At 72.9% G+C, this 18,856-nt stretch carries 14 protein-coding genes and 1 pseudogene; 6 read left to right on the top strand and 9 right to left on the bottom strand.

Annotation, left to right across the window (positions count from 1 at the left end):
• Positions 1-33 precede the first annotated feature (33 nt).
• The 4 genes from ACFYZL_RS02680 to msrA all read left to right on the top strand — a co-directional run bounded on the left by ACFYZL_RS02680 (position 34) and on the right by msrA (position 4,815).
• Positions 34-1,143, top strand: coding sequence for a hypothetical protein (locus tag ACFYZL_RS02680; RefSeq protein ID WP_388675396.1), 1,110 nt, complete (start codon positions 34-36; stop codon positions 1,141-1,143).
• A gap of 178 nt (positions 1,144-1,321) precedes the next feature.
• Positions 1,322-2,923: a M48 family metallopeptidase gene (locus ACFYZL_RS02675; protein ID WP_384755771.1), complete on the top strand. Its 1,602-nt coding sequence runs from the start codon at positions 1,322-1,324 to the stop codon at positions 2,921-2,923.
• Positions 2,920-4,080, top strand: a complete 1,161-nt coding sequence (locus tag ACFYZL_RS02670) for a hypothetical protein (RefSeq protein WP_388675393.1) — start codon at positions 2,920-2,922, stop codon at positions 4,078-4,080. The genes ACFYZL_RS02675 and ACFYZL_RS02670 overlap by 4 nt, the downstream gene beginning before the upstream one ends.
• A 72-nt stretch (positions 4,081-4,152) precedes the next feature.
• Positions 4,153-4,815, top strand: coding sequence for a peptide-methionine (S)-S-oxide reductase MsrA (msrA, locus tag ACFYZL_RS02665; protein ID WP_384755765.1), 663 nt, complete (start codon positions 4,153-4,155; stop codon positions 4,813-4,815).
• Between the two features lie 4 nt (positions 4,816-4,819).
• Here the strand turns inward: msrA and ACFYZL_RS02660 are convergent, their stop codons facing one another.
• From ACFYZL_RS02660 to ACFYZL_RS02645, 4 genes are all read right to left on the bottom strand, one after another.
• Positions 4,820-6,994, bottom strand: a complete 2,175-nt coding sequence (locus tag ACFYZL_RS02660) for a sulfatase-like hydrolase/transferase (RefSeq protein WP_384755762.1) — start codon at positions 6,992-6,994, stop codon at positions 4,820-4,822.
• Positions 6,995-7,131: 137 nt separating this feature from the next.
• Positions 7,132-8,094 (bottom strand): GNAT family N-acetyltransferase, encoded by a 963-nt coding sequence (locus ACFYZL_RS02655; protein WP_384755759.1) that lies wholly within the window; start codon positions 8,092-8,094, stop codon positions 7,132-7,134.
• A gap of 227 nt (positions 8,095-8,321) precedes the next feature.
• Positions 8,322-9,593, bottom strand: a complete 1,272-nt coding sequence (locus ACFYZL_RS02650; protein WP_388675388.1) for an Ig-like domain-containing protein — start codon at positions 9,591-9,593, stop codon at positions 8,322-8,324.
• 134 nt (positions 9,594-9,727) lie between these two features.
• Entirely contained in the window at positions 9,728-10,069 is a 342-nt protein-coding gene (locus ACFYZL_RS02645; protein ID WP_388675386.1) for a hypothetical protein, read from the bottom strand.
• Between the two features lie 107 nt (positions 10,070-10,176).
• On the opposite strand from ACFYZL_RS02645, the gene ACFYZL_RS02640 reads away from it, so the two are divergent.
• The gene (locus tag ACFYZL_RS02640; RefSeq protein ID WP_384755753.1) at positions 10,177-10,494 is read left to right on the top strand and encodes a hypothetical protein; all 318 of its coding nucleotides are present in this window, start codon (positions 10,177-10,179) and stop codon (positions 10,492-10,494) included.
• A 98-nt stretch (positions 10,495-10,592) separates the two neighbouring features.
• Here the strand turns inward: ACFYZL_RS02640 and hutH are convergent, their stop codons facing one another.
• The 5 genes from hutH to ACFYZL_RS02615 all read right to left on the bottom strand — a co-directional run bounded on the left by hutH (position 10,593) and on the right by ACFYZL_RS02615 (position 17,417).
• A complete protein-coding gene (gene hutH, locus ACFYZL_RS02635; protein WP_384755773.1) occupies positions 10,593-12,134 on the bottom strand; it encodes a histidine ammonia-lyase in 1,542 nt (513 codons plus the stop codon).
• 288 nt (positions 12,135-12,422) lie between these two features.
• Positions 12,423-13,538, bottom strand: coding sequence for a diguanylate cyclase domain-containing protein (locus ACFYZL_RS02630; RefSeq protein WP_384755750.1), 1,116 nt, complete (start codon positions 13,536-13,538; stop codon positions 12,423-12,425).
• A gap of 110 nt (positions 13,539-13,648) precedes the next feature.
• Entirely contained in the window at positions 13,649-14,449 is an 801-nt protein-coding gene (locus ACFYZL_RS02625; protein ID WP_384755748.1) for an enoyl-CoA hydratase/isomerase family protein, read from the bottom strand.
• A gap of 748 nt (positions 14,450-15,197) precedes the next feature.
• Entirely contained in the window at positions 15,198-16,352 is a 1,155-nt protein-coding gene (locus tag ACFYZL_RS02620; RefSeq protein ID WP_384744712.1) for an adenylate/guanylate cyclase domain-containing protein, read from the bottom strand.
• A gap of 201 nt (positions 16,353-16,553) precedes the next feature.
• Positions 16,554-17,417, bottom strand: coding sequence for a biotin--[acetyl-CoA-carboxylase] ligase (locus ACFYZL_RS02615; protein WP_388675381.1), 864 nt, complete (start codon positions 17,415-17,417; stop codon positions 16,554-16,556).
• A gap of 81 nt (positions 17,418-17,498) precedes the next feature.
• On the opposite strand from ACFYZL_RS02615, the pseudogene ACFYZL_RS02610 reads away from it, so the two are divergent.
• Positions 17,499-18,808: pseudogene (locus ACFYZL_RS02610) on the top strand (RNA-guided endonuclease InsQ/TnpB family protein).
• Positions 18,809-18,856: the final 48 nt, after the last annotated feature.

The raw sequence follows: 18,856 nt of genomic DNA, 5'->3' as shown, positions 1-18,856 counted from the left end.
CATCTGCCCATGTCGGTCTGGTTCGCTTGTGGCATGGAGATTCTGTGGTTCCTGTTCGCCGTCGGCTGGCTCGCGGTCATCGTCGCTGTGTTCGTACGGCGCAAGCGCGGCAGCGGCTTGCGCCTCGTCGAGCCGGGCAGCCCTGACGCGGCGGACCCGGCGAACTACGGATTCGACCGGCAGGAGGACCTCGACATCCGGATTCCCGGGCCCGACCAGGACCTGATGGACGCCCTGGACAACGTGCAGCGCACCGGCCAGTGGCAGGCGGCCTCCCAGCTGCTCGCCGGGACCCCGGTGGAGGGCGAGCAGCGCTGGCAGCGCGTGCAGTCCTTCGGCGGGGCCGCGGCGCTGGAACTCGCCCAGCAGCCGGGTGTGGGCGCGCAGTGGCTGAAGGCCTGGCGGCTGGAGGCGGAGAAGGACGCGGGCGGCGCTCAGGTGCACGCGGAGCTGCTGGTGCAGCAGGCGTGGCGGGCCTCGGGCGGGGTCGGCTCCGACGACCACCGGATCATCCTGGAGGAGGCCCGCGAGGCGTGCCGCAAGGCCGCGCTGCTGTCGCCGGGCGACCCGGTCCCGTACATCACGGAGCTGGCGATCGCGCGGGGCCTCGGCTACTCGGAGGCCGAGTTCGACGAGCTGTGGGCGAAGGTCATCGACCGGGCGCCGGCGCACATGGGCGCGCACCTGGCGGCGCTGCACTACTGGTGCGAGAAGTGGCACGGCTCGCGGGAGAAGGCGGACGCGTTCGCGCACGCGGCGGCGGCGCGCGCCCCGCAGGGGTCCCTGCTGGCGGCGCTGCCGTTGTTCTCCGTGTACGAGAACCTTCCGGACGTGGTCCTGACCGGCGGTTTCTACCAGAGCGCGGTGGTGACGCGGGCCGTGGAGGGCGCGCTGTACGCGGTGCACACGGCGCGGCCGGACGACCCGATGGCGGCGCACGTACGGCACATGCTGCTGTCGTTCCTGGTGAACATGGAGCGCTGGGCGGAGGCGATGGAGCAGGTCCGGCACGTGGACGGTTACGTCGGCGCCCTCCCGTGGTCGGCCTCGGAGGACCCGGCGGCGCACTACGCGGTCTTCCGCGCGCTGGCGGTGGCGGGCTACGAAGCCAACGGCGGCTCCCCGGCCACGCTCCCCCACTGAGGCCTGTCCGCCCGCGCGGCACCATTGCGCGGGCGCTAGGCACCCCCCACCAGCGAAAACGCCCTGGCAATAAGGTTGCCGTAAGTGACCCCCGGGCCGCATGATGCGGCGGTGGCCGCCTCGTCATCCGGCCACACGCACGACGCACCATCTTCATCCCGTGGGGGGATCTGTCCATATGGGCGCTTCGCTGCGCGCTCTGCGCGCCCTCGTCCTGCTCGCAGGGTTCTACCTGCTCGGCGTGGTCCTGCTGGCCGTCCTGGCCGGCCTGGACTTCCTCGCCGTCCGCGGCGGCCTGCACGGCCCGGCCGCCGTCAAGATCATCATCGTCTCCGTCGTCCTCGCGATCCCGATCGTGCGCGGCCTGTTCATGCTGCGCACCCCCAAGGACGAGCCCCCGGCCGGCATCCCCGTGACCGAGGCCCAGGAGCCCGCGCTGTGGGAGGCCGTGCGCGACATCGCCCGGCAGGTCGGCACCCGCGCGCCCGACCGGATCCTGCTGATCGACGAGGTGAACGCCGCCGTCGACGAGGAGGCCCGGCTGCTGGGCCTCCTCCCCGGCACCCGCCGCCTCTACATCGGCCTGCCCCTGATGAGCGGCATGGACGAGATGCAGCTGCGCGCCGTGCTCGCCCACGAGATGGGCCACTACGCCAATCTCGACACCCGCCTCACCCCGCTGATCGCACGCGGCCGCGCCCAGCTGATCCGTACGATCGGCCACTTCCACGAGCGCGCCGACAACAAGGTCGCCAAGGAGCGCGCGAGGCAGGAGAAGGCCGCCGAGAAGCGGATCGCCAAGGGCAAGAAGGCCAGGGAGATCGACACCTCGGGCGAGGGCGCGATGTACCGGGCCATGGCGAAGCTCTACACGGCGTACGGCAATTTCTACATGCGCGCCACCCTCTCCTCCGCCCGCCGCCAGGAACTCGCCGCCGACCTCGCCTCGGTGCGGGTCGCCGGCCGGGATTCCGCCGCGTCCGCGCTGCGCGAGCTGAACGCCCTCGGCTCGGCGCACGAGTTCTACATGAGCTCGTACGCCACCCTCGGCGTCGGCGCCGGTCTGCTGCCGCCTCCCGGCGAGGTCTTCGGCGGCCTGCGCCGGCTCCTCGAAGCCCGTCCCGACGAGCTGGAGGACATGCGCCGGGAGCTGTCCACCGAGCCCGCGTCCCCGTACGACTCCCACCCCGCGCTCGCCGAACGCGTGGCCCGCATCGAGGCGCTGGCGGACGACGGCCGCGCCGGACAGGCCGCCCGTCCGGCGCTGGAGCTGCTGTCGGACGCCGATGGGGCGCTCGCGGCGCTGGAGCAGGTCGCCCTCACCCCGGAGGCGCTCGGGCTGAAGCGGCTGGACTGGGAGGACCTGGTCCACGAGTCGATGACCCTGTACGTGTCCCAGGGCGCGGAGGAGCTCCGCGAGGCCCTCTCCGCCGAGGGCGCGGGCCCCGAACTGTCGACCCTGCTCGACGCGATCGACGCGGACCCGGCGGTGCGTTGGCGGATCGCGGACCGTTTCCCGAAGTCCGAGCAGGCGGCGGCCGCGACCGGCCGCGCGGCCCGCGAGTTCTCCCGCCCGGTGCTGCGGCGGGTCGTGAACCAGCTGGTCACGGTGGAGCTGACGGCCCGCGGCGCCGCCCGCTGGCAGCTGTCCTGGTCCGAGTCGGCCACCCTGCGTTACCCCGTCGACGGCTTCGAGGAGCGGCTCGGCCTTGCCCTGGACGCGGCCGTCGCGGACCAGCCCGACACCGAATCCCTGCGAAAGCTGGTGCTTGCCCCGTGATCGGCCTCTACGTCCTGGGCGCCGTGCTGCTGTTCGGCGCGTTCAAGGTCCTGCGCGGCGTCTACTTCATCCGCAAGGCGAAGCGGCTGCAAGCCGAGATCGCGTCGCTCGAAGCCGGCACGGCGGCCATCGAAGCCCGCACGGAGGCCACCAAGGCCGAGGAGAAGGCCCGGAAGGCGGCGGCCGTCGTCGCCTTGGGTTTCGTGGCCGAGGCCGACCTCGACACCGAGAACCCCGCCCCGGTGCCGCCGGAGCGGACCGCCGTCCTGGAGGCCGTCCGGTCGGGCGACTGGGAGGCGGGCGCCGCGTACGTCGAGGCGGCCGGGCAGGACTGGCACGAGCGGATGGAGCGGGTGCGTCCGCTGGCCCAGGCGGCCGCCGAGGAGGACTCCTGGCTGCTGGCCTGGCGCGCGGCCCGGCCCGCGGACCCGACGGCGGCCCTGGTCGACGCCGACACCGCGATCATGGTCGCGTGGAACGTGCGCGGGGGCCAGTCGGGCAGCCGCACCACGCAGGAGCAGTTCCGGCTCTTCCGCGAGCTGCTGGTCAAGGCGCGGGAGGTGGCGCACGAGGCCCAGCGCCTCGCCGACCCGGCGGACCCGACCCCGTACATCGTGGAGCAGCCCATCGGGCAGGGCCTGGGCTACTCGCACGAGCAGTACCGGGAGCTGTGGGAGCAGGTCGTCAAACGCGACCCGAAGGTGCTGTGGTCGCACATCGCCGGTCTGCAGTACTGGTGCCAAAAGTGGCGCGGCTCGCACGAGCTGGCGCTCGGCTTCGCCCGGGAGTCGGCGGCCGCCGGGGCGCCGGGTGACCTGCTGTCGCTGCTGCCGCTGATCGCGTACTTCGAGCAGGAGACGCACGAGGACGACCTGGCGGCGGAGACCTTCTTCAAGGAGCCGGAGATCGTCGCCGCGGTGGACGCGGCGCTGCTGGACCTGGCCGCGGCCGGGGACGACCACCCGGGGACGGCGCGCATCCGCCACATGCTGGCGTACCTGCTGTTCTGGCAGGACCGCGACGAGCAGGCGGTCGAGCAGTTCCGCCACATCGACGGCCACATCGGCGCGCTGCCGTGGACGTACGCGGGCTCGCCGAAGCACCGGTACCTGTACGCCCGTGACTGGGCCGTGGGCGTGACGATCCCGGACCTGTGACGGCGACGGCGGGGGCGAGCGGGAATCCCCGCCCGCCCCCGTCCGTTGAGGGGGTACCGAAGGAGGCGACCCATGTTCTCGTACCGCCGCACGCCCGAGCTCCCCACCCGCGAGGAGGCCCTGACGGGCCGCGCGGAGCCGCTGTTCCCGCTCCCCGACCGCCACACGGTGCTCGGCAACCCCCTCGCGGGCCCCTACCCCGCGCACCTGGAGGTCGCCGACTTCGGCCTGGGCTGTTTCTGGGGCGCGGAGCGCAAGTTCTGGCAGACCCCCGGGGTCTGGACCACCCTGGCCGGCTACCAGGGCGGCTTCACCGAGAACCCGACGTACGAAGAGGTCTGCTCGGGCATGACCGGCCACACCGAGGTCGTGCGCGTGGTCTTCGACCCGTCCCAGGTCTCCTACGAGACCCTTCTGAAGCTGTTCTGGGAGTCCCACGACCCCACCCAGGGCTTCCGCCAGGGCAACGACGTCGGCACCCAGTACCGCTCGGCGGTCTACACCCACTCCCCCGCCCACCAGAAGGCGGCCGAAGCCTCCCGCGAGGCCTACCAGCGGGTCCTGACCCGTTCGGGCCACGGCCAGATCACCACGGCCGTCCTCCCGGCCGAGGACCGGCCCTTCTGGCACGCCGAGGCGTACCACCAGCAGTACCTGGACAAGAACCCGGGCGGCTACTGCGGCATCGGCGGCACGGGCGTGAGCTGCCCGATCGGCGTGGCCGCGGCGGAGTGACCGGTCAGACGACCGTCACCCACGGCTGTGCCCACGAGGTGTGGTCGTAGGAGGTACGGGCGTTGGCGTCCTCCACCACCAGGTGGAGGAGGCGGACGCCCGTGACGTCCAGGTCGATGCGGGCCGGGCCGCCCGCGCCCGTGAGGGTGGCCGTCGTGTGCAGGGTGCGGCCGTCGCCGCGGACGATGGCGCGGGTGGCGCCCACCGAGGACTGCTTCGTCGAGAAGTCGTCGATGCCGACGAGCGCCGTGAAGCGGGACGCGCGCCCGCCCAGGTGGTAGACGATCTCCGAGGGGGCGTGCACGCCGAGGCCCTTGGCGTAGGTCACGCCGCCGAAGGCGATGGGGGTGCCGTCGCCCGCCGCCTGCTTGCCGTTGGAGCGGTCGATCTCGACCGGGCCCCAGCCGTTGGCGGCCGAGACCCACGGCAGGTCGCTGAGGTAACCGTCCCGGGTGGGCGGGGCCGGGAGCGGTGCGTAGCGGGTGGGGGCCGTGAAGCGGAGGTCGGACGAGGTCGTGGCCTGCGCGGTGAGCAGCGCGGCCGCCGTCGACGGGGCCGTCACCCGCCAGGTCGTGGTCAGGGCCTCTCCGGGGGCCAGGGAGGCCGCGGTGGCCGGTGTCGTGGCGGTGGCCGTCCAACCCGCCGGGACGGGGAGGGTCGCGCGTACGTCCGGCCAGGGGCGGGGCGTGCCGTTCGAGACGGTCGTGGTGACGGTGCCGGCCGACGCGTCCGCGACCGCCGTCAGGCCCCACGGGCGGCGCACGTACGTGTCCGCCCACGAGGCGCGCAGGAGGGCGGTCAGGGAGGTGACCACCGAGGGGTTGGCCGCCGCGACGTCGTGCTTCTCGGCGAGGTCCGTCGTCAGGTCGTAGAGCTCGAACGCCCACTGCGCGTCCGGCACGGTGCGGTCCCGCGCCGGGGCGAACCGCACGGCCTTCCACCGGTCCTTGCGGATCGCCTCGGCCACCTGCTTCGCGCGGCCGCCGTCCTGGGTGTTGGCGCGGCTGGTGACGCCCTGCTCGTCCCGGTACCAGTACAGGTGGTCGTGGAGCGGCGCCAGATCCGCCCGGCCCGAGAGGACCTGGGCCGCCGACAGGCCGTCGATGTCCGAGGGTGCCGGTGCGCCGCCCGCGAGGTCGGCGAGGGTGGGCAGGACGTCGTACAGCGGGGTGGGGCGGGCGCTGGTGGTGCCCGCCGCGATCCGGCCGGGGGCCCAGGCGATCAGCGGGACGCGCACGCCGCCCTCGTACAGGTTGCGCTTGTAGCCGCGCAGCGGACCGTTGGCGTCGAAGAGGTCGGGGTTGACGCCGCCCTCTTCGTGCGGACCGTTGTCGGAGGCGATCAGGAGCACGGTGCGCTCGGCGATGCCGAGGGCCTTCAACCGGTCGACGACCGCGCCGACCTGTGCGTCGAGGTGGCTGATCTGCGCCGCGTGCGCCTTGTTGGCCTGGGTCCAGGACTGTGCGGCGTACGCGCCGGCGTCGGGGATCTCGCTGGGGGCGTGCGGGAGGTTCGGGGCGAGGAAGAGGAGGAAGGGGTCGGCGCCGGCCGCGTGGGTGTCGATGAAGGCGAGGGCGCGCTCGGCGATGGCGTCGGGGGCGAAGGTGCCCGCCGGGACGGTCTCCTTGGCGCCGTTGTGCCAGAGGTAGGAGGGGTAGTACTCGTGGGCGTGGCTGTGGTCGATGTACCCGTAGAACTCCTCGAAGCCGCGCGCCGCCGGGTGGCTGGGCTGGTCCGCGGCCTCGGGGCCGAAGCCCCACTTGCCGAACAGGCCCGTACGGTAGCCGCGCGCCCGGAGCACCTCCGCGAAGGTGGTGTCCCCGGCGCCGAGACTGCCCTGGCCGCCGCTGGACGGGTTGGCGCGGACGGCGGCGTGCCCGGTGTGCAGGCCGGTCAGGAGTGCGGCGCGGGAGGGTGCGCAGACGGCGGCCGCGGAGTAGGCGTCCGTGAACCTGAGCCCCTCGGCGGCGATCCGGTCGATGCGCGGGGTGGTGATCAGCTTCTGGCCGTACGCGCCCAGGTCTCCGTAGCCCAGGTCGTCGGCCAGGATCACCACGAGGTGGGGCGGACCGGCGGGGGCGGCGTCGGCTGCCGCCGGGGCCGCCGCCGCGAGCTGCGGGAGGGCGGCGAGACCGGCGGCCGCCGCGGATCCGGCCAGGAAGTGACGGCGGCTGGGCATCGGGAACTCCTCGGCTGCGGAAGGGCGTTGCAGAGATCATCCGCAGCGGGCGCCGCCGGGGCCATGCACGGGGCATGAAGAACGTGTGACACCGGCCGGGGCCGCGGCCGGGAGCGCCGCGATCCGGCGGCCGCCGGCTACAACGTGAGCTGGAAGTAGGCCGCGTCGCGTTCGCGCCGGTAGCCCAGGGCCTCGTTCACCCGGCGCATGGGGGTGTTCTCGTCGGCGACCGTCGTGGCGATCTGCCGCAGGGCGGGGTGGCGCCGCGCGGCAAGCGCCCGCATGTGGCGCTTCACGGTCCGGCCGAGGCCGTGGCCCCGGTGGGCGGGGACGACGACGGTGTCGTACTGGAGGGCCCGTTCTCCCGCCGGGTCGGGCAGGACGAGTTCGGTGTAGGCCGCCACCTCGCCGTCCGGGGTCACGGCCGCGACCGTGGTGATCTCGCCGCCGCGGTCGAGGATCAGCTGCTGCGCCGCGTGGAGCTTGTGCGCCGTCCAGGTCTCCATCTGCTCGTCGATGTCGCCCATGGGCGCGTCCTCCATCGCCCCGTGGGCCCGGGCGAGCGGCCCTGTCCAGTCGTCAGGGGTCAGACCGTGCCAGGTCTTCAGCTCGTATCCCGGTGCGGGCTCCTCCTGCGGCTGCGACTGCCGCTCCGTCACGTCCTGTACGTACCAGGCCATCGGCAGGACGTTCTCGAAGCCGAGGGACTCCGCGAACGCCTGGCCCGGGCCCCCGAGGTCCACCAGCGTGGCGACCGAGGTGCGGCCGTCGGCGAGGAGTTCCTCGCGGACCCGCTGCCACAGGGCCGTGCCGACGCCCCGGCGTCGGGCATCGGGGTGTACCGCCAGCACGTCGAGGAACGCGGTGCTCGCGTTGGCCTCGTCGGCGAACAGGACCAGGCCCGCCACGGCGGAACCGTCTTCGGCCGCCCAGCACGCCGCGCGCCCGCGTGCCGGTTCGACGCGCAGCCGGCCGCCGACCTCGACGCGGGACGGCGGCGGCAGCTGCGGCAGGTCGGCGGCCGCGGCGGCGGCCAGGACCGCCAGCCAGGCGTCCACTTCGGGGTCGGTCGGGGGCATGGCGAGGGATCGGATCGTCATGTCGGGACCCTAGACCGGAGTCCGCCCCGCAGGTCAGGGGTTTTCTCGCCGGGGGCGCCGGGGCGCCGGGCGCGCCACCCACGCCGGCCGCGCCGCGCCGGCGCGGCCGGGGGCCGGGGCCGGGTCCGGGTCCGGGTCCGGGTCCGGACCCGGGCAACGGAAAAGGCGGGGACCCCGTCCAGGGTCCCCGCCTTTCTCGGCGCTTCACTTCGGGCACGTCACGGTCGTCAGACCGCGGAACCCGCCTTCCAGTCGGCCCAGCTCATGTTCCAGCCGTTGAGGCCGTTGTCGGGCGTGATGGTCTTGTCCGGGGAGTTGATCACCTTGACCACGTCGCCGATGAGCGAGTTGTCGTAGAACCACGCCGCCGGCTGGTTGGGGTCGTTCGCACCCTTGGCGTCGTTCAGGCCGACACAGCCGTGGCTGGTGTTGACGCTGCCGAAGACCGAGTCCGCACCCCAGTAGTTGCCGTGGATGAAGGTGCCGGAGGTCGACAGCCGCATCGCGTGGGGGACGTCCTTGATGTCGTACTCGCCCTTGCCCTCTTCGTTCTTGAAGCCGACGGTCGAGCCGTCCATCCGGGTCTCCTTGAACTTCTCGGAGATGACCATCTGGCCGTTGTACGTCGGGTTCTGCGGGGAGCCCGCCGAGATCGGAATGGTCTTGAGGACCGCGCCGTCCCGGGTGACCGTCATCTTCTTGGTCTTCGTGTCGACCTCGGAGACCTGGCTCCGGCCGATCTTGAAGGTGACCGTCTTGTTCTGGACGCCCTGGACGCCGGGCGCGCCCTGCACGCCTTCGAGCGCGAGCTTCATCGTGACGGTGGAGTTCGCCTGCCAGTAGTTCTCCGGACGGAAGTCCAGGCGCTGCGGGTTGAACCAGTGGCCGACGACTTCCTGGCCGCTGCTGGAGGAGACGCTGATCGCCGCCTGGACCGCCTTCTTGTCCTTGATCGGCTTGTTGAAGGTGATCGAGACCGGCATGCCGACGCCGACCGTCTGGCCGTCGTCCGGGATGAACGAGCCGACGAAGCTGTTCTCCGGGGAGACCGTGGTGAACGAGGCGTTCTCGTGGGCCTCGCGGCCCGCCTCGTCCTTCGCGGTCGCCGACAGGGCGTACTTCGTCGAGCGCTTCAGCGCGGCGTCGGGCTTCCAGCTCTTGCCGTCGGCGGCGATCTTGCCGGTGACGGCGGTGCCCTCGGAGGTCTTCAGCTCGACCGCGGTGAGCGTGCCGTCACTGACGGCCACGGTGGTCGCGTCGTTGAGGCCGACGTTGGTGGCGCCGTCCTTGGGCGTGATCGTTATCTTGGCCTTGGAGGCGTCCTTGGCCGCCGCGGCGTCGACGTCCGCCTGGGACTTGCTGCTGTCGCTCGCGTTCGGCTTGTCACCGCCCCCGCCGTCGTTGCACGCCGAAAGCACCAGTACGCCACCGAGCACGGCGGATATGGCCATCAGAGACCCTCTCCGCCGCTTGCTGTCCGTCCTCACACGCCACTCCATCGTTGCCGGAAACCCCGGGGCTGCCGTCCCGGGGTTGGGCCGGGCAGGGGGGATCACCCCCTGCCTCGCCCTAGACAACGCGCTAACTCCGCGGATCGGTTCCACATTCCATTCGGATGTGGGCAACCACACGGTCAGACGTTGTCGGGTTGTTCGTCGAAGTCCCCATCTTCCTCGTCGATGTCCCACTCCATCGACTCGGGGTCGTATTCGACCGGCTCGCTGCTCCAGGAGGCCTGGGCGAGCTCCACTCCGGGGATCTCCGCGACCAGGTCGGTGGGGTCGACGAGGTAGGCCAGGGCCTCCGATTCGTCCTCCCGTACGGCGGCTTCGGCGTGGCCGCGTTCCTCGTCCGGCATGAACTCGTCGGCCTCGATGTGGGCGAGCGCGGCTCCGGTGAGTGCCTGGGCGTCCGGCACCTCCAGCACCAAATCGACCCGAAGTCGCACATAGCGTGATGTCTCAGAAGGGTTCATACGACGGAGAGTAAGCCCGCGGAACCCCCGACTTTCCCACGACCCGCCCCTTTCCGTAGCATCACCGCACACGGCCAATTCGCTGCTTCCGCAAGGGGGATCGCACCGTGTCCGCACGTCGTCCGCTGCTCACCGCTCTCGGAGCGACCACCCTCCTCGGCGCCCTGTGGTTCGTACCCTCCGCGGGCGCCACCTCACCCGGGCCCGCGACGGGCCGCTCCGGCGCGCCGGCCGCCGCCAACGCCCCTTCCGCGGCCCCGCCGGTCGCGCGCCGGGATTCCGCTACGGCTCCGCAGACGGAGACCGTCTCGCTCGCCGACACCGGCTCCGTCGACACCACGCCCTACCTCCTGGGGGGCACGCTGCTCCTCGGCATCGGAGCCGGCTTCGTGACCTTCTCCGTACGCGGCTCCCGCACCTACTGAGCCCCTCCCTCGCACACGCCAAGAGCCGCCCGGGCAGCACCCTGGGCGGCTCTCGCGCCTAGTCGTCCCGTACGCGTCCGTACGCGTACGAACGGCCGTCAGGCCAGCGGACCCGTCTCCGTCTCCACGGCGGCGACGAGGGCGCCACTGCGGACGAACGCGTCGGCGGCGGCCAGGTCGGGGGCGAGGAAACGATCCGGCCCGGGACCCTCCACACCGGCCGCACGGGCCGCCGCGATGGCCGCCCGACTGGCCGGGGCCGCGGTGAGCCCGTGGCGCAGCTCGATGGCGCGGGTGGCCGCGTACAGCTCGATGGCGATGATCCGGGTCAGGTTGTCGACGGCGGTGCGGAGCTTGCGCGCGGCCGACCACCCCATCGAGACGTGGTCCTCCTGCATGGCGGAGGAGGGGATCGAGTCGGCGGAGGCCGGCACCGCGAGCCGCTTCATCTCGCTGACCAGGGCGGCCTGCGTGTACTGGGCGATCATCAGACCGGAGTCCACGCCGGCGTCGTCCGCGAGGAACGGCGGCAGGCCGTGGCTGCGGTTCTTGTCCAGCAGCCGGTCCGTGCGACGCTCGGCGATCGACCCGAGGTCCGCGGCGGCGATGGCGAGGAAGTCCAGGACGTACGCCACGGGCGCGCCGTGGAAGTTGCCGTTCGACTCCACGCGGCCGTCGGGCAGCACGACCGGGTTGTCGACGGCCGAGGCCAGCTCGCGGGAGGCCACCAGGGCGGCGTGCGCCATGGTGTCGCGGCCCGCGCCGGCCACCTGCGGGGCGCAGCGCACGGAGTACGCGTCCTGGACGCGCGGGGCGGACTCCTCCTGGAAGTGCCCGGTGAGCCCGGAGCCCTTCAGGACGGCGGCCATGTTGGCGGCGGAGGCACCCTGACCGGGGTGCGGACGGATGGCGTGCAGCTCGGGCTGGAGCACCTTCTCGGTGCCGAGCAGCGCCTCCAGGGTGAGCGCGGCGGTGATGTCGGCGGAGGTGTACAGCTTCCGCAGGTCCGCGAGGGCCATGACCAGCATGCCGAGCATGCCGTCGGTGCCGTTGAGGAGGGCGAGGCCCTCCTTCTCGCGGAGCTCGACCGGCTCGATGCCGGCTTCGGCGAGCAGCTCGCCGGCGGGGCGGACGGTCCCGTCCGGGCCCTCGGCGTCACCCTCGCCCATGAGCGCGAGCGCGCAGTGGGAGAGCGGCGCGAGGTCGCCGGAGCAGCCGAGGGAGCCGTACTCGTGGACGACGGGGGTGATGCCGGCGTTCAGCAGGTCGGCCATGGTCTGGGCGACGGAGGGCCGCACCCCGGTGTGGCCGGAGGCGACGGTCTTGAGCCGGAGGAACATCAGCGCCCGCACGACCTCCCGCTCGACGCGCGGGCCCATGCCGGCGGCGTGCGAACGGACGATGTTGCGCTGGAGCTGGGCGCGCAGCTCGGGGCTGATGTGCCGGGAGGCGAGTGCACCGAACCCGGTGGACACGCCGTAGACGGGCTCGGGCTTGGCGGCGAGGCCCTCGACGATCTCGCGGGCGCGGGCGAGCGCGTCGAGCGCCTCCGCGGACAGCTCGACGCGTGCGTTGCCGCGGGCTACGGCGATGACGTCCTCGGCGGTGGTACCGGACGTCCCCACCACGACAGTGTGCATATCCATATTCAGCAGCGTACGGACTGAATCGCATCATGTCACTAGTGACTTCCGCCAGGACCCCTTACGGCCGCACGCACCCCCTCCCGTACGCCCGGGCATGCCACCGCCCCTGGGGCTCCGCCCCCGCACCCCCACGCCTCGATCGCCGGCGGCCGGTTTGCCTCCCGCGCTTGAGGGGCGGGGTCTGGGGCGGAGCCCCAGGAACCCGGGCGGAACCCGGGCGGAGCCCGGGACGCTCACGCAGCCGCGGCCGCGCACGGAAGACCGTCACCCCGCCCGGGAGGGCTAAGGGCGGCCCCGGAAGCGACGACGTTCACCCGAGGCGGCCTCGGCGGCGGCGTCGGCCATCCGGACCACCGCGCTGTCGCGCCCCGCGACGACCGGCTTCGGGGAGCGCGCCGCCTTCGCCTTGTACTGCGCGGCGTCCGCCAGCCGGAACAGCCTCCGCGAGGACTTCACCGGCCCGATCGGGTCCCCGGTCGAGGCCACCCCGCAGGCCACCCCCTCCCCCAGCTCCAACTCCGCGGCCCGGGCGCAGAGCTCCTCCGTCACCCGTACGACCTCGTCCGCACTCGGCCCGACCCCCACCAGGCAGAACTCGTCGCCGCCGAGCCGCGCCGCCAGCGCGCCGGGGAGTATGGCCCCGCACAGGCTCAGCACCGACCCGAACCGCTCCAGCAGCCGGTCGCCCATCGCGTGGCCCAGGGTGTCGTTGACCTTCTTCAGCCCGTTCAGGTCGCACACGACGAGGCTCACCACCGCCCCCGTGCGCCGGTGCTCCTCAAGCGCCTCGTCGAGCCGCATGTCGACGGCCCGCCGGTTCGCGAGGCCTGTCAGCGGATCCGTGAAGGCGAGGCGCCGGGCCTCCTCCAGCCGCTCGTTCTGGGCGAGGCCGGCCGCCACGACGGCCGCCAGTACGGTCGCGAACTCCGCGTCGTCCGCGTCGAAGTCGGGCAGCCCCTCGTCCCGGGCCACGTACAACTCGCCCCAGGCACGCCCGCTGAGCACGACGGGCGCGACCACGCACGTCCCGCGCCCCCGCCGTCGCAGGGCGGCGCCCCGGCGCCCGGGGCGGTCGCCGACGGCACTCTCGACCCAGGCGTGGGGGCCGCCTCCCCCCGCCCAGCGTTCGTGCAGGAACTCGGTGATCTCGGGGAAGTCGTGCACGGGGTAGGACTCGTCCTCGGGGAACTCCTCCTCCCCCGGCCGCCGCTCCCCCTCGTTCACGAGGACCCGCAGGCGCCCCCGTTCCCGCTCCCAGGCGGAGATCGCGGCGAACGACCCGTCCAGCGCCACCCGCGCGCCCCGCGCGGCCGCCCGCACGCTGTCCCTCGGCGTCGAGGCCGCGGCCATCGCCTGAGCCAGGCCCACCACTGCTCGCAGCCGCCCGTCAACTCCCATCACCACAGGTTAGGGAGTTTTTTCCGATTTAGTGACAAATGGCACGACTTTGGGTGCGCGGAAGATCACGAACGGTGATCATCGCCCGGAAGCCGCAGGCCGCCGGCTCTTCACTCACCCGGCCAGTTCGGCTTGCGCTTCTCGTTGAACGCCGCCACGCCCTCCGCCCGGTCCCCGGAAAAGGCCACCGTCCGCCAGGCCGCGTCCTCGATCTCCAGACCCGCCGACAGGTCCATCCCGTGCCCCAGACGCAGCGCCCGCTTGGCCGCGCGCAGCCCCACAGGAGAGTTCGCCGCCATCCGCGCACCCAGCGCGAGGGCCTCCGCCCGGTCCTGCCCGGCCGCCACGACCGAGTCCACGAGACCCAGGGACAGCGCCTCGGCCGCCTCCACCCGGCGGGCGGTGAAGATCAGCTCGGCCGCCCGCGCCGCGCCGACCCGGCGCGGCAGCAGCTGCGTGCCGCCGCCGCCGGGGATCACGCCCACCGACACCTCGGGCAGGCCCACCACGGCCGTCTCGTCGGCGACGATCACATCGCAGGCGAGGGCCAGCTCGAAGCCGCCGCCCAGCGCGAAGCCGTGCACGGCCGCGATGGTCGGCATGGGCAGCTCCAGCACGCCCCCGTACGCGCCCCGCGTGGTCGGCCGCTGCCGCACCAGCTCGGCGTCCGACAGCGAGTTGCGCTCCTTGAGGTCCGCGCCCACGCAGAAGGCCCGCTCGGCGGTGGAGGTGAGCACGACGACCCGCACCGACGGGTCCGCGGCGAGGGCGGCGCAGGCCGCGCCGATGGACCGAGCCATCTCCGTCGACACCGCGTTCATCGCCTTGGGCCGGTCCATCGCCAGCTCCGCGACGTGCCCGTCGCCTTCCCGACGTACCGCGACGAACTCTCCGAAGCGCTGCTCAGACATGCCTGCGACCCTCCCGGTTAACGAGCGTTATCGGCGCACTGTAGTCCGCGTTCCCGCCACCGGGTCAAGAACCCACCCCCGAAGCCCCCGAGCAAGCCGGCGCTCGCGACCCTGCCGAGTCCGGGCATCCAGCCCGTCCGGCGTTCGAGGCCCCGGGGGTCCGGGGCATCCAGCCCGTCCGGCCTTCGAGGCCCCGGGGGTCCGGGGCATCCAGCCCGTCCGGCCTTCGAGGCCCCGGGGGTCCGGGGGCATCCAGCCCGTCCGGCGTTTGAGGACCGGGGGTCCGGGGGCGGAGCCCCCGCCGGGGCCGGGGCGGAGCCCCGGGAGCGGCGGCCGGGGTCGCAAGCCCCGGTTTCGGGAAGGGGCGGGGTGGGGGCAGCTCCGCGCAGCGGCACCCCGGCCGGGGCCGGGCCGCAGGGTGGGCCGCCGGGGCCGGGCGCGCGCCGGGGCACCTCCTCGGGCGTCGAACCGGGTGCGGCACCGGCAACGCGAACGGGTTTCGTTCGACGCCCTGCGGGGGCGCCCCACCGCACACCCGACCCAGCCGGCGCGGGAGTGTCACGCGGAGCCACGGGGCGGGAGCCGGGGCCGGTACGCGGGGTTCGGGGGGCGGTAAGGCCGCAGGCCAGGGGCCGCTACGCGCAAGCCCGGTAAGCGGGAGCCGGGGGGCGGCACGCGGGAGCCCAGTGCGCCGGGGTCGCGGGGTCCGGGGCGGGGCTCCGGTCCGTCGTGACGCCGCCCAGAGTCCTCAGCCCTGCGTCCGCGGCTTCCTCCGGCTCAAAGACCACGGCTCCACCACACCCAACCCACGCACCGGCCGCTGCCACATCGGCTGGAGCGCGAAGCGGTAGGAGCCGCCGCCCTCCTCGGCCTCGGCCTCCTTCTCGGACACCGGCGCCGCACCGGTGCGGCCCAGTTCCTCGGCCATCGCGCCGTCCACGAGCACCGCGTCCTTCGGCGCTATCGAGGTCAGCCGGCTCGCCAGGTTCACCGTGGTTCCGAAGACGTCGCCCATGCGGGTCGTCACCGTGCCGAAGGCGATCCCGACCCGCAGCTCCGGCATCTGGGGGTCGACTTCCATCGTCTCGATCAGCCGCAGCGCGATCTCCGCGGCCGTCGCCGCGTCGTCGGCGCAGTACAGCACCTCGTCGCCGAGGGTCTTGATCAGCCGGCCGCCGTACGCGGCGACCAGGTCCGCCGAGGTCGTCTCGAAGGACTCGACCAGCTCGCCGAGCTCCTCCTCCTCCAGCCGTCGCGTGAGGCGGGTGAAGCCCACCAGGTCGGCGAAGCCCACCGCGAGGCGCCGGTCGACCATCTCCTCGTCGTCCGCCACCTGCACCACGCGCCCGGTCGCGGCCGCCAGCTGGCGCCGCCACACGTAGACGAGGAACTCCTCCAGCTCCGGCAGCAGCAGCTCGACCAGCGGGTACGTGACCTCCGTACGGGTCATCCCCGGCTCCGGCGGCTCGGTGAGCCCCTCCAGGAAGGAGTCGATCTGCCATTCGGCCAGTCGGGCGGTGGTCTGCCCGGTGGACCGCGCCACCTGCACGGCCATCGGCTCGGACAGCAGTCCGGCCTCCACCAGACCGGCGAGCCGGCGCAGCGCCAGTACGTCCGCCTCCGTCAGGGCCTTGGCCTGGCCGATGTCGGCGAAGCCCATCGCCCGCCAGAAGCGGGAGGCGAGCTCCATGGACACCCCGGCGCTGCGGGCCGCCTGGAAGGGCGTGTACCGGCGCTCGGCGCCCAGGATCAGCTGCTCCAGCCGGATGGCGAGGGGATCCGCCGTCGGCTGGACGGTGTGGTCGACCTCGTGGTGCGGGGTGTGCTGGTCCCGCCCGATCGGGGTGCCGTGGCCCGTGGGCCCGGGGGTGGGCGCGCTGGACGTAGAGTCGTCGACGGTCAAGGGCCGCCTCCTGTCCATTCCGTGCGCACTGCCGTGCCGAACCGGTGGTCACCACGAGTACCGGGATCGCCTAAACCATACGGCAGGTGTGCCGTAGCTCACTCCCCACTCCGCAGGTAAATCGGCCCCGCCCCCGCCGAGGGCCCCGACACCGGGGCCCTGGGCCGCCGCGACCGGGCCCCGACGGCGAGAACCCGGAGGTCAGTGCACGGACCGCAGGTGCACCACGTCGCCCGCGGTGACCGCTTCGTGGCGGTCCTCGGCGGTACGGATGACCAGGCGTCCCTCCGCGTCGACCGCTTCGGCCGTTCCGGTGAGGGTGCGCCCGCCCGGGAGGTCCGCGCGGACGTGCCGGCCGAGGGTGGCGCAGCCCGCCGCGTAGGTCTCCTGGAGCCCGCTGGCCGCCGGGTCGCCGCCGGCGGCGCGCCAGTCCCCGTACCACTGCTCCAGGGAGCGCAGTACGGCCCTCAGCAGCGGGTCGCGGTCGGTGACGGCCGCCTTGGCCAGCGCCAGCGAACCGGCTTCCGGCACCGGCAGCTCGTCCTCGGTCAGCGTCACGTTGAGCCCGATGCCGACGACGACCCCGTCGGCGACCCGCTCGGCGAGGATCCCGGCGGTCTTGCGTTCCTCGCCGTCCACGGTGACGAGCAGGTCGTTGGGCCACTTGAGTGCCGTGTCCACGCCCGCCGCCCGGGCCAGCCCGGTCGCGGTGGCCACCCCGGCGAGCAGGGTCAGCCACCCCCACCGCTCCTGCGGCACCGCGTCACCCGGCTTGAGCAGTACGGAGAAGAAGAGCCCGGACCGGGCCGGCGCGACCCAGCTCCGGTCGAGCCGCCCGCGCCCCGCGGTCTGCTCCTCGGCGACGAGCACGGCCCCGCCGGGCAGCTGCCCCGCCCGGGCCGCGAGATCGGAGTTGGTCGACCCGGTGGCCGCGACCACCTCCAGGGAGGTCCACAGCCCCCCTTCGGTGACGAGGGCCCGCCGCAGGGCCTCTTCGTTCAGCGGCGGCCGGTCGAGGCTCGACCAGCGTCCGCCGGGAGCCCCTGCTGATGCGTCTGAGGGCATGATCGGATTCCTTATGTCGCTGTATGTGATCCCTTGACCCGGGGTTGCGTTCGGATCTTGACCGACCCTAGCTTCCGACCCGTGGGGAATCCTCCGGTAAAGCGGGCCTTCAAGTACCGTTTCTACCCCGACGACACACAGGCGGCGGAACTGTCGCGAACTTTCGGCTGCGTACGGAAGGTCTACAACCTGGCATTGGCCGCCCGCGCCGAGGCCTGGACACGCGGGGAACGGACGAACTACGCCCAGACTTCCGCAATGCTCACCGCGTGGAAGCGGACCGAGGAGCTCGCCTACCTCGCCGATGTGTCCTGCGTGCCCCTGCAACAGGCGCTACGCCATTTACAGAGCGCGTTCGCCTCGTTCTGGGCGAAGAGATCGAAGTATCCGCGGTTCAAATCGAAACGGCGGTCGCGGGCCAGCGCCGAGTACACACGATCCGCTTTCCGCTTCCGGAACGGGGAGCTCACGCTCGCCAAGATGGCCGGCCCACTGCCCGTCGTCTGGTCGCGCCCCCTGCCGGAGGGGGCGGAGCCAACCACGGTGACCGTGACCCGGGACTCGGCCGGCCGCTGGTTCGTCTCCATGCTGATCGAGGACGCACCTGCCCAGCTGCGCCCTGTGACACAGGCCGTGGGATCGACGCCGGGCTGACGGCCCTGGTCACCCTGTCCACCGGAGAGAAGATCGCCAATCCGAAGCACGAACTCAAGAACCGCAACCGGCTCGCGAGAGCCCAACGCGCTCTGTCCCGGAAGGAAAAAGGCAGCAAGAACCGGACCAAGGCCCGCATCCGAGTGGCCCGTATCCACGCCCGGATCGCGGACAACCGCCGGGACCACCTGCACAAACTGACGACTCGGCTCGTGCGCGAAAACCAAACGCTCGTGATCGAGGATCTGACCGTCCGCAACATGCTCAAGAACCACCGCCTCGCCCGAGCCATCACGGACGCGGCTTGGCGTGAGCTGCGGCACATGCTGGAGTACAAGGCGGCCTGGTACGGGCGCGAGCTGATCACCGTCGACCGGTGGTTCCCCAGCACGCACCTGTGCTCGGCCTGCGGTGCCGTCCCCGACAAGATGCCCCTGAACGTCCGCGCATGGACATGCAGGCACTGTGGAAGGACCCACGACCGCGACGACAACGCGGCGATCAACCTTCTGGCCGCCGGGCTGGCGGTCACTGCCTGTGGAGCGGGCATAAGACCTCGCGGGGGCACCCCCCGGCCGGGGCGGCGCGCGTCGAAGCAGGAAGCCCTGCCCGCGAGGGTGGGACCCCCTTCTCCTAGGGAAGGAACCGAGGCCAAGCAAGCCAATGTAGGTGTGTCAAACGCCGCACTGCCGAGCGCCATGCCCGCCGATACGCTACGCACCAGTAGCCAGCAGTAGTCAATCAATTGACCAGGCCGTTGACACCACGCAGGGAGCCGCGACCCC

Source organism: Streptomyces sp. NPDC001717 (genome assembly GCF_042892775.1).
In the GTDB taxonomy this organism is placed as follows: domain Bacteria; phylum Actinomycetota; class Actinomycetes; order Streptomycetales; family Streptomycetaceae; genus Streptomyces.
The sequence above is the reverse complement of the archived record's forward strand: the minus strand, read 5'-3'. Positions and strand labels throughout refer to the sequence as shown.